Origin of the sequence: Geodermatophilus chilensis (assembly GCF_002802985.1) — a bacterium.
Lineage (GTDB): Bacteria > Actinomycetota > Actinomycetes > Mycobacteriales > Geodermatophilaceae > Geodermatophilus > Geodermatophilus chilensis.
Window position 1 is genome coordinate 18,730 of record NZ_NVPT01000063.1, and the last position, 10,248, is coordinate 28,977.

Below are 10,248 nucleotides of genomic sequence, written 5' to 3' on the forward strand. Positions count from 1 at the left end.
CCGCACACGGAGGTGCGCCCGACCCGGACGGGTCGGGCGCACCTCCCTGCGACTCAGCTGTCCGACTCGGTCAGACCGTCACTCGACGACCTGGATGGCTGCCGTGTCGACGCGGCCGAACGGGTCGACGATGACGTTGTCGACGCGCTCGGAGTGCGCCGCCTGGTTGACGCGGTAGAACAGCGGGGCGGCCGGCAGGTCGGCGATGAGGATGTCCTCCGCTGCCTGGTAGCCCTCGATCGCGGCCTCGTTGGTGTCGGCGGCGTTGGCCTCGGCCAGCGCCTGGTCGAACGCCGGGTTGCTGTAGAAGGTGGCGTTCGAGCCGGCCGGCGGCAGGGCGGCCGTGGAGTACAGCGGGCCGAGGAAGTTCTCGGCCACCGGGTAGTCCATCAGCCACGCGGAGCGGAACGGACCGGTCATGCCCTGCGCGTCCTGCAGCGGCAGGTACTCGGCGAACTGCAGGTCACCACGCAGCTGGTACTCGACGTCCAGGTTCTCGCGGATCTGGTTGCCGACCGCCTGCATCCACTCCTCGTGGCCGGCGCCGGCGTTGAACCACAGGTCCACGGGCTGGCTGCGGTCGAAGCCGGCCTCGTCGAGCAGCCGGTTGGCCTCCTCGACGTTCAGCTCGCACACGTCGCAGGCATCCGCGCGGTAGCCGTCGACGACCGGGCTGATGAAGGACGCGGCAGGAGTCCGGGTGCCCTGGAAGATCGCCTCGGTGATCGCCCCACGGTCGATGGCCATCGAGAAGGCCTTGCGCACGTTCGGGTCGGCGAACCGCTCGTCGTACGTCGGGAAGCCCAGCGACGTGATGTCACCGAAGGACGTCTCGATGAAGCGGTCACCGAACTGCTCTTCGGCCCCGGCGATGGCGTCCGGCGGGAGCTCGTTGAGGACGTCCAGCGAGCCACCCTGCAGGTCCGTGTAGGCCGTGTTGATCTCGGTGTAGATCCGGTACTCGATGGACTCGGCGTTGGCCGGCTGCTCGCCGCCGTACTCGTCGTAGCGGGTCAGCGTGATGCCGACGCCCGGCTGGAACGGCTCCTGGGCCTGGAAGGGGCCGTTGCCGACCGGCTGCTCACCGAAGCCCTCGGGGTCCTCGTAGAAGGACGCCGGGAGCGGGTAGAAGGCGGTGTAGCCGGTGGTGGTGGGCCACTGGGCGTACGGCGCCGACAGCTGAACCTCGAAGGTGAGGTCGTCGACGACCCGGAGACCCGACATCTCGGTGGCGGCGGGCTGGCCACCGGTCTCAGTGGCCTGCAGGTCGTCGTAGCCTGCCATGTTGGCGAAGAAGTAGCTGTTGCCCTGCGCGTTGGCGCTGTTGGCGGTGTAGTTCCACGCGTCCACGAAGGACTGCGCGTTCACGGGGCTGCCGTCGTGGAAGGTCCAGCCGTCCTTGAGTCGAACGGTCCAGGTGGTCTGGTCGTCGGACTCGATGGACTCGGCGACGCCGGTGTAGACGGCCTCGCTGGTTTCCGGGTCGTACTCGACCAGCCCGGTCCACAGCGAGTCGATGACCTGGCCGCCCTCGGTCTCGTTGGTGTTGCCGGGCACGAGCGGGTTCTCCGGCTCACCGATGTAGAAGCTGTAGGAGCCGCCGCCTTCGCCGCCACCTCTGCTGCCGCCACCGGACCCGCTGTCGTCGCTGCCGCCACAGGCGGACAGCAGCAGCGCGCCGGACAGACCGGCCGCGACGAGCGCCGACCGGCGCTTGGTGAACTTCACGTGCGATGCCTCCCTCGTCCCGCTCAGCGGGGGGAACGGACTGGTCGCCGGCAGCCTGACGCCGTCGGGCCGGCGGCCGGGGTCGTGCGGACAGGTACCGGGCCATCCTGGTACGAGCGGGGACCCTAGGCGCGCTCCGCGAGGGCAGTCCACGACCGTCACCGACTTGTGACCTCGGCTCAGGATCTCACAGGGTGGAATTGGGCTTGCTCGCACCCGGGGCTGCACCGCCCTCAAGGAGTTCCGCCCCGAGCGCAGTTCCGCCGGACGTCTTCCAGCTCCAGTGGGCTCCACGTGTGAGCTGCGTAGTCCCCGGGTACCTCTCCGGGACCGACGAGAGGAGTCCGGCATGAGTGGCATGGACAAGATGAAGAACAAGGCCGAGGAGCTCTCCGGCAAGGGCAAGGAGAGCGTCGGCGAGGCGACCGGCGACCGCGACCTGCAGGCCGAAGGCCAGGCCGACCAGGCCTCGGGCAACCTCAAGCAGGCCGGCGAGAAGGTCAAGGACGTCTTCAAGTAGAGGACCCCTCTGCCCCACCGCTCGCAGGCTCGCGGCGGGACCCTGCAGAGGGGCCGCTCTGCCCCACCGTGGGCGCCGTCCCTCCCCGGGACGGCGCCCACGGCGTGTCAGAGCCGGGCCAGCAGCGCGCGGACGGCGGGCAGCAGCGGCCGGTCGGCGGGGATCCAGTCCAGCGACTCGAGCTCGTCGGCGGCCAGCCAGCGCAGGTCGCTGTGCTCGTGCGCGGTGACCTCGGCGCCGGGCTCCAGCCGGGCCCACCACACCCGCAGCGTCGACGCGCCGGGCAGCCCGCCGGCGACCACGCCGTCGAGCACCACCTCGCCGAGGAACGCCTGGGGGACGACGGCCACGCCGAGCTCCTCGCCGATCTCGCGGACCAGCGCGGTGAGCTCCTCCTCCCCCGGCTCGACCTTGCCGCCGGGGAACTCCCAGCAGCCGTCGTAGGGCCCGCCCGACCGTTGGGCCACGAGCACCCGGTCGCCGTCCACCAGCGCGGCGCCGACCACCTGCACGACGTCGAGTGCACGCCGGGCCGCCGCGGCGGCGTAGCCGTCGAGGTGGGCCCGCATCGCGCGGAGCACCCGCCGGCGCAGCAGCGGGTCCACCAGCCGCCCGACCGGGCGGGGCAGCGCGGTCGCCCAGTCGACCTGCTCCTCGACGAGGGTGCCGGCGCCGGTGGCGGTGAACCGGCGGGAGTGGGTCAGCCAGCGCCAGCCGCGGCCGGGCCCGACGGCGTATACGTCGCAGGCCGGGCGGACCGACACGACCTCCTCCAGCGGTACCGGCCAGGGACGGCCGAGGGCGCGGGCGACGTCGAAGGCCACGGTCAGCGGCGCTTCCACCACGGTGGTGAAACGCAGCCGGGACACGGTGTCACCCTGGCAGACAGGGCAGACTGGCTGTCGTGCGCATCACCGCCCGGGTCGACTACGCCGTCCGAGCCGCCGTGGAGCTGGCCGCGGCCGCACCCGGAGCCCTGACCTGCGACCGCATCGCCGCGGCCCAGGGCATCCCGTCGCGCTTCCTGCAGTCGATCCTCGGCGACCTGCAACACGCCCGGCTGGTCACCAGCCAGCGCGGCCGCGAGGGCGGCTACCGGCTGGCCCTGCCGCCGTCGGAGGTCTCCATCGCCCGGGTCATGCGCGTGGAGCAGGGCTTCCTCGCCGAGGTGCACGGCCAGCGCCCGGAGGACGTCGAGTACTCGGGCACCGCCGTCCCGCTGGCCTCGGTGTGGGTGGCCGCGCGGGAGGCCTACCGGCGGGTGCTCGAGCGCGTCACCCTCGCCGACGTCGTCTCCGGGGAGCTCCCGCCGGCGGTCGCCGACCTCATCGCGCTGGAGGAGGCGTGGCGCTCCTTCGGGGACGCCGCCAACTCCGCCGAGCGCCGGTAGGCAAGGGGCGGGTCGGCGCGTCCGCGAGGCGCTGGGCGAGACTGGCGGGCATGCCAGCCGAGCCGCGCCCGGGCGTCACCGTGTTCCTCACCGGCCTCTCCGGGGCGGGCAAATCCACGATCGCCGACGCGCTGGTCGCCGACCTGGAGGCCGAGGGCCGGCCGGTGACGGTGCTCGACGGCGACGTCGTCCGCACCCACCTGTCCAGCGAGCTCACCTTCTCCCGCGAGGACCGCGACCTCAACATCCGCCGGATCGGCTTCGTCGCCGGCGAGGTGGTCAAGCACGGCGGCACGGTCGTCGTCGCGGCGATCGCGCCCTACGAGGCCGCCCGCGAGGAGGCCCGCGCCCTGGTCGAGCGGCACGGCCGGTTCGTCCTGGTGCACCTGTCCACGTCGCTGGAGGTCTGCGAGGGCCGCGACGTCAAGGGCCTGTACGCGCGGGCCCGCGCCGGGCAGATCACCGGGTTCACCGGCATCGACGACCCGTACGAGCCGCCGGCGCGCGCCGAGGTGGTCATCGACACCTCCCGGACCCCGCTGCCCGAGTCGGTCGCCCGCATCCGCGCCGCCATGGTGGAAGGACCCCCTCCTTCCCACCCCTCGCAGGCTCGGGGCGGTGCCCTGGAGGGGGCCACAGGCCCGGTGGGGTGAGTCACCCGGCGCCGATCTGCGCCGGTGTGGGACGATGGTGGGCGTGACCTCCCGCGGCCTGCTCCTCGTCGCGCGCCGTCACATCGACCTCGCGCTGGTCAGCAGCGCGGTCTGTCGCACCGCGCGCTGACCCCGGTCTCCCGCAGCACCCGCTGCGCCCCCCGATCTGGCAGCGCCCACCCCGTCCGGTCCCGGCGCCGTGACGGGCGGCGCAGAAGGAAGTGCCACCGTGACGACCCCCCGCACGAGCAACAGGCCTCAGCGTGGCCAGGGCCAGTGGGCGCTGGGCTACCGGGAGCCGCTCAACCCCAACGAGCGGATGAAGAAGGACTCCGACGGGCTCGAGGTCCGTCAGCGCATCCTCGACATCTACGCGCACACCGGCTTCGGGGGCATCGACCCCAGTGACCTGCGCGGGCGCATGCGCTGGATGGGGCTCTACACCCAGCGGGCCCAGGGCATCCCCGGCGGGAAGACCGCCGTGCTGGAGCCCGAGGAGCTCGAGGACTCGTACTTCATGATGCGGGTGCGCACCGACGGCGGGGCGCTGACCAGCGACCAGCTGCGGACCATCGGCGGCATCAGCACGGACTTCGGTCGCGACGTCGCCGACGTGACCGACCGGCAGAACATCCAGTACCACTGGATCCGGATCGAGGACGTCCCCGAGATCTGGCGCCGGCTGGAGGCGGTCGGCCTCACCACGACCGAGGCCTGCGGCGACACCCCGCGCGGCATGCTCAACTGCCCGCTGGCCGGCGTCCTGGAGGACGAGGTCCTCGACGCCTCCGACGTCATGGCGCAGACGGTGGGCAAGTACGTCGGCAGCCCCGAGTTCAGCAACCTGCCGCGCAAGTGGAAGACGTCGATGTCCGGTTGCGTCGACCACTGCACCGAGCCGGAGATCGACGACGTCTCGTTCGTCGGCGTGCGCAACGCCGACGGCGAGGCCGGCTACGACCTGTGGGTCGGCGGCGGCCTGTCGACCAACCCGATGTTCGCCAAGCGGATCGGCGTCTTCGTGCGGCCCGACCAGGTGACCGACGTCTGGGCGGCCTGCACCTCGATCTTCCGCGACTACGGCTACCGCCGGCAGCGCAACCGCGCCCGCATCAAGTTCCTCATGGCCGACTGGGGCCCGGAGAAGTTCCGCCAGGTGCTGGAGGACGAGTACCTGCACGAGAAGCTGCCCGACGGCCCGGCGGCGGCTCCGCCGAAGCACGAGCAGCGCGACCACGTCGGCGTCGCCCGGCAGAAGGACGGCACCAACGCCGTCGGCTTCGCGCTGCGCACCGGCCGGATCACCGGCAGCCTGCTCACCCGGATCGCCGACCTCGCCGACGAGTACGGGCAGGGGCGCACCCGGACGACGACGCAGCAGAAGATGGTGATCCTCGACGTCCCCGACGAGCGGGTCGAGGACCTCGTGGCGGCCCTGGCCGAGCACGACCTGCTGGTGCGCCCGAGCGCCTTCCGCCGCGGCACGATGGCCTGCACGGGCCTGGAGTTCTGCAAGCTCGCAATCGTCGAGACCAAGCAGCACGCCCAGGACCTCTACGCCGAGCTGGAGAAGCGGCTGCCGGACTTCGACGAGCCGATCGGCATCAACGTCAACGGCTGCCCGAACAGCTGCGCGCGCTTCCAGACCGCCGACATCGGCTTCAAGGGCTCGATGGTGCGCGACGACAACGGCGAGATGGTCGAGGGCTTCCAGGTGCACCTGGGCGGTCACCTCGGCACCGAGGCCGCCTTCGGCCGCAAGTTCCGCGGCCACAAGGTGACCAAGGCCGAGAGCGCCGACTACTGCGAGCGGGTGCTGCGCGGCTACCTCGAGCGCCGCGAGCCCGGCGAGCGGTTCGCCGCGTACGTCTCCCGCGCGGAGGAGTCGTGGCTGCTGTGAGTGCCGCGGCCTGCGGCCGCCAGGCCTCACCTCCGCCCTGCGCCGAGGAGTCCTGGCTGCTGTGACGGAGGAGTCCGCGGACACGGGCGGAAGATCGCGACAGCTGCCGGTGTTCTTCTGCCCGTACTGCGGGGACGAGGAGCTGACCCCGCACGGGGACCGGAGCGAGTGGCACTGCGCCGCTTGCCTGCGGACCTTCACCGTCCGGCTCACCGGGACAGGAGTGCACCAGCCATGACGACCGCCGTTCGGCCCACGCCGGAGCTCGCCGCGGAGGCCGACGCCCGCTTCGAGGGCATCATCGACCCCGTCGAGCAGGCGCTCGCCGTCCTGCGCTGGGCCGGGGAGACCTTCGGCGACGACTTCGCGGTGACGTCGTCCATGGCCGACGGGCTGCTCGCGCACCTGGCGTCGCGGGCGGTCCCCGGCGTCAACGTCGTCTTCCTCGACACCGGCTACCACTTCGCCGAGACCATCGGCACCCGCGACTGGGTCAACGGCGTCATGCCGATCACCCTGGTCAACGTGCAGCCGGAGCAGACCGTCGCCGAGCAGGACGCCCAGTACGGCGAGAAGCTGCACGACCGCGACCCCGACCTGTGCTGCTCGCTGCGCAAGGTGCAGCCGCTGGCGAAGGCGCTGGCGGGGTATACGGCGTGGGGCTCGGGCGTCCGCCGCGACGAGTCCCCGACCCGCGCCGGCACGAGGGTCGTCGACTGGGACGCCAAGCGCGGCATGGTGAAGGTCAACCCCCTGGCGGCCTGGACGCAGGAGCACGTCGACGCCTACACCGCCGAGCACCAGGTGCCGGTGAACCCGCTGCAGGAGATCGGCTACGCGTCGATCGGCTGCGCCCCCTGCACCCGCCCGGTGGGCCCGGGCGAGGACCCGCGCGCGGGCCGCTGGGCCGGTCGCGGCAAGACGGAGTGCGGGCTGCACCTGTAGGCCGTCCCGGCGGCAGGATGGACCCCGTGCCCCGACCGCCCCGCCTCTCCCCCGACGAGCTGACCGCCGCCCTCTCCGGGCTGCCGCTGTGGTCCGGGGACGGCGCGGGCATCCACCGCAGCCTCGAGCTGCCCGGCTTCCCGGACGCCGTCGCCGCGCTCGTGCGCATCGCGTTCGTGGCCGAGCAGCTGGACCACCACCCCGACGTCGACCTGCGCTGGCGCACCCTGCACCTGACGCTGGTCACCCACTCGGCGGGCGGGGTCACCGAGCTGGACCTCGCGCTCGCCCGCCGGGTGGACGAGCTCTTCCCCGCTTGACCGGCGATTTCCGCGGAAACCGACGGCCGTCAGGCGGCCATTTCCGCGGAAATCGCCAAGAAGTCGGTCAGCTGCCGACGCGGCCGCCGTCCTCGCGGGCGACGACGACCACGCTCGGCCGCGGGAACGGCCGCTCGGGCAGCCGGTCGGGCCAGGTGCTCGAGGGGTCGTCCCGCGTGGAGCCGGTGGTCTCGCCCGGGTGCTGGACGGACACGAAGACCGACCGTCCGTCCCGGGGGATCATCGGGCCGCTGCACTCGGCACCGATCGGCACGGTGAGGAACGCCTTGAGGTGCCCACGCTCGGCTCCCTCGGTCGGGACGGCGAACAGCCCGTCGTTCGAGCCCGCGAAGGTCCCGGCCTCCTGGTTCCGGGTGGACAGCACGCTGCCGTCGGTGGAGATCCACAGGTTGCCGGCCCGGTCGAACTCTAGGTTGTCCGGGCAGGACATGGCACTGACCTGGGACCTGTCGTAGCCGGCGAAGTACGTCCCGGGCTCCTCCGGGTTGCCGGCCAGGATGAAGACCCGCCAGGTGAAGGTGTCCCCCGCGATCGAGCCGGTCTCCTCCCACTCGATCACGTGACCGTTGCGGTTGCCCGCGCGCTCCTCGTAGGTGCCGTCCTCGGGGTCGAAGGCGAACGACCGGCTCACCGGGTTGGCCTCGTCCGCTCCGGGCCGCCCGTCCTGACCCGTCCGGTTCGAGTTGTTGGTGAGCGCGGCGTAGACGCGGCCGTTCACCGGGTTGACCTGGATGTCCTCCGGCCGGTCCATCTTGGTGGTCACCTGCCCGGGGTCGACGACCACCGGGTTGGCCGGGTCGGGGAAGTCGCCGTTCGCGTCGAGCTGCTTGCCCAGCCGGTCGGCGGCCAGCCGGGTGAAGGTGAGCACCCAGGCGACGTCCTTGCCCGGGATCATCGAGCGGCCGTTGACCACCAGCGGGATCCATCGGCCGGTGCCGTCGAACTCGCCGTCGCTGGGGAGGCTGCCGCTGCCGTCGATCTCCGCGGCCGGCGAGTCGCCGCTGAAGTGGGCGACGTACAGGTCGCCCTCCTCGAGCAGCGTCATGTTGTGCTCGCGCGTCCTCCGGTCGTCGCCGGCCCGGTACCTCTTCTTCGAGACGAACTTGTAGATGTAGTCGAACCGCTCGTCGTCCCCGGAGTAGGCGACCACCCGGCCGTCCTCGGCGATCCGCACGTTCGCGCCCTCGTGCTTGAAGCGCCCCAGCGCGGTGTGCTTGCGCGGGGTCGAGGTGGGGTCGTACGGGTCGACCTCCACGACCCAGCCGAAGCGGTTGACCTCGTTGGGCTCCTGCGCCAGGTCGAAGCGGGGGTCGACCGCCTCCCACCGGCGACCGGCCGAGTCCTCGGCGCTGACGCTGTACCGGGCCAGGCGGGGCTCCCGCGGGTCCTCGGTGATCGGCGCGGAGGTCCCGAAGTACTGGTTGAAGTTCTCCTCGCCGTGCAGCGTCGTGCCCCAGGGGGTGATGCCGCCCGCGCAGTTGTTGAGGGTGCCCAGGACGGTGCACCCCTCGGGGTCGGCCGCCGTCCGCAGGTACTCCGACCCCGCGGCGGGCCCGGTGACCCGGAAGGGGGTCGAGGCGGTGATCCGGCGGTTGCGGTGGCGCTCGGGGGTCGGCAGCCACACGCCCGAGTCACCCTGCCGCTGGATCTGCACCACGGAGATGCCGTGGGCCATCATCGCGATGCGCTTCTGCTCGTCGGTGGTCGGCGCCTCCTCCTCGGCGACGCCGGAGAACATGAGCTGCTCGTTGGTGTACTCGTGGTTCACGACGAGCAGTGCGCGCCCTCGCCCGAGCGGCAGGAACCCGATGAAGTCGCAGTTGTAGCCGAACTGCCCGGCCTGGGCCTCGGCACTCTGGGCGTCGACGTCGAAGTCCGGCGCTCCCTCCTCGACCGGGTCGCCCCAGCGGAGGACGACGGCGGAGCGGTAGCCGGCCGCGACGACGAGCTCGTCGAGGAAGTTCTGCTCGACCGGCTCGAACGTGAGAGCGCCGTCCCCAGCCGCCCCCCGGCGTCCGGGCGTGGCCGCCGCCGGCTCCGTTGCCAGCGGGGTCGCCGCCACGACGAGGGCCCCCGTGGCGGCCACCTTGAGCAGGTTCCGGCGGCTGATGACCGTCTGGACGACGGACTCGAACGTGGGGTTGTCGGTCCGGTTCGGCACCGCCGCGTCGCAGGCGTTGCCGCACTTGTAGTGGCAGGTCGTGTGGCTGCGACTGCCGTGCCGGACCGAGTCGAGAAGGGGCAGGAGGAGACGGCGGCGGGAAGCGGGGGTGTCCGTCATCGGGGTCCTCGGCTCTGGTGGAGGTCGGTGCCCGGACGCTAGTCCCCCGGACCGACGGCCGCAGGACGCGCAGGCACGGACCTCGGGCACCCGCTGGTCGCCTCCGTGCCGACGGCGCCGGGCCCCGCACGGGACCCGGCGCCGTCGTCCGCGCTCAGCTGCCGACCCGGCCGCCGTCCTGCCGGTGGACGACCGCCACGCTCGGCCGCGGGAACGGCCGGCGCCGGTCCCGGTCGGGCCAGGTGCTCGCCGGCGTGGCCACCGTCGAGCCGTCGAGCTCACCGGGGTGCTGCACCGCGACGAACACCGAGCGGGCGTCGGTGGTGATCAGCGGGCCGCTGCACTCCGCACCCACCGGCACGGTGAGGAACGCCTTGACGAACCCGCGCTCAGCTTGTCGTTTAACCCCTGACCTGTGGGTCACGGCTGCGCTCGGTGTCTCGTTTGACGGTCTTGCCGACGTCGTAGCGGGTGGCGCGGTGCCGATTGG

10 protein-coding genes are annotated in these 10,248 nt (G+C 72.4%); 6 read left to right on the plus strand and 4 right to left on the minus strand.

Annotated features, from left to right (window positions below):
• Positions 1-78 precede the first annotated feature (78 nt).
• The gene (locus tag CNO22_RS12455) at positions 79-1,728 is read right to left on the minus strand and encodes a peptide ABC transporter substrate-binding protein (protein ID WP_198588285.1); all 1,650 of its coding nucleotides are present in this window, start codon (positions 1,726-1,728) and stop codon (positions 79-81) included.
• Between the two features lie 349 nt (positions 1,729-2,077).
• Between CNO22_RS12455 and CNO22_RS12460 the strand changes: the two genes are divergently transcribed.
• Positions 2,078-2,248 carry a CsbD family protein gene (locus CNO22_RS12460; RefSeq protein ID WP_100499675.1) on the plus strand — a complete coding sequence of 57 codons (171 nt, stop codon included), beginning with the start codon at positions 2,078-2,080 and terminating at the stop codon, positions 2,246-2,248.
• Positions 2,249-2,355: 107 nt separating this feature from the next.
• Here the strand turns inward: CNO22_RS12460 and CNO22_RS28335 are convergent, their stop codons facing one another.
• A complete protein-coding gene (locus tag CNO22_RS28335; RefSeq protein ID WP_198588286.1) occupies positions 2,356-3,117 on the minus strand; it encodes an NUDIX domain-containing protein in 762 nt (253 codons plus the stop codon).
• A gap of 35 nt (positions 3,118-3,152) precedes the next feature.
• Between CNO22_RS28335 and CNO22_RS12470 the strand changes: the two genes are divergently transcribed.
• The 5 genes from CNO22_RS12470 to CNO22_RS12490 all read left to right on the plus strand — a co-directional run bounded on the left by CNO22_RS12470 (position 3,153) and on the right by CNO22_RS12490 (position 7,456).
• Positions 3,153-3,638 carry an RrF2 family transcriptional regulator gene (locus CNO22_RS12470; protein ID WP_100499676.1) on the plus strand — a complete coding sequence of 162 codons (486 nt, stop codon included), beginning with the start codon at positions 3,153-3,155 and terminating at the stop codon, positions 3,636-3,638.
• A gap of 50 nt (positions 3,639-3,688) precedes the next feature.
• Positions 3,689-4,291 (plus strand): adenylyl-sulfate kinase, encoded by a 603-nt coding sequence (gene cysC, locus CNO22_RS12475; protein WP_232806989.1) that lies wholly within the window; start codon positions 3,689-3,691, stop codon positions 4,289-4,291.
• Between the two features lie 229 nt (positions 4,292-4,520).
• Positions 4,521-6,191, plus strand: a complete 1,671-nt coding sequence (locus CNO22_RS12480; protein WP_100499677.1) for a nitrite/sulfite reductase — start codon at positions 4,521-4,523, stop codon at positions 6,189-6,191.
• A 234-nt stretch (positions 6,192-6,425) separates the two neighbouring features.
• Entirely contained in the window at positions 6,426-7,136 is a 711-nt protein-coding gene (locus CNO22_RS12485; protein ID WP_100499678.1) for a phosphoadenylyl-sulfate reductase, read from the plus strand.
• Positions 7,137-7,153: 17 nt separating this feature from the next.
• Positions 7,154-7,456: a 4a-hydroxytetrahydrobiopterin dehydratase gene (locus CNO22_RS12490; protein ID WP_100499679.1), complete on the plus strand. Its 303-nt coding sequence runs from the start codon at positions 7,154-7,156 to the stop codon at positions 7,454-7,456.
• A gap of 67 nt (positions 7,457-7,523) precedes the next feature.
• On the opposite strand, the gene CNO22_RS12495 is transcribed toward CNO22_RS12490, so the two are convergent.
• A complete protein-coding gene (locus CNO22_RS12495) occupies positions 7,524-9,758 on the minus strand; it encodes a PhoX family protein (protein ID WP_100499680.1) in 2,235 nt (744 codons plus the stop codon).
• Between the two features lie 154 nt (positions 9,759-9,912).
• Positions 9,913-10,182 (minus strand): alkaline phosphatase PhoX, encoded by a 270-nt coding sequence (locus tag CNO22_RS12500; protein WP_232806990.1) that lies wholly within the window; start codon positions 10,180-10,182, stop codon positions 9,913-9,915.
• Positions 10,183-10,248 lie beyond the last annotated feature (66 nt).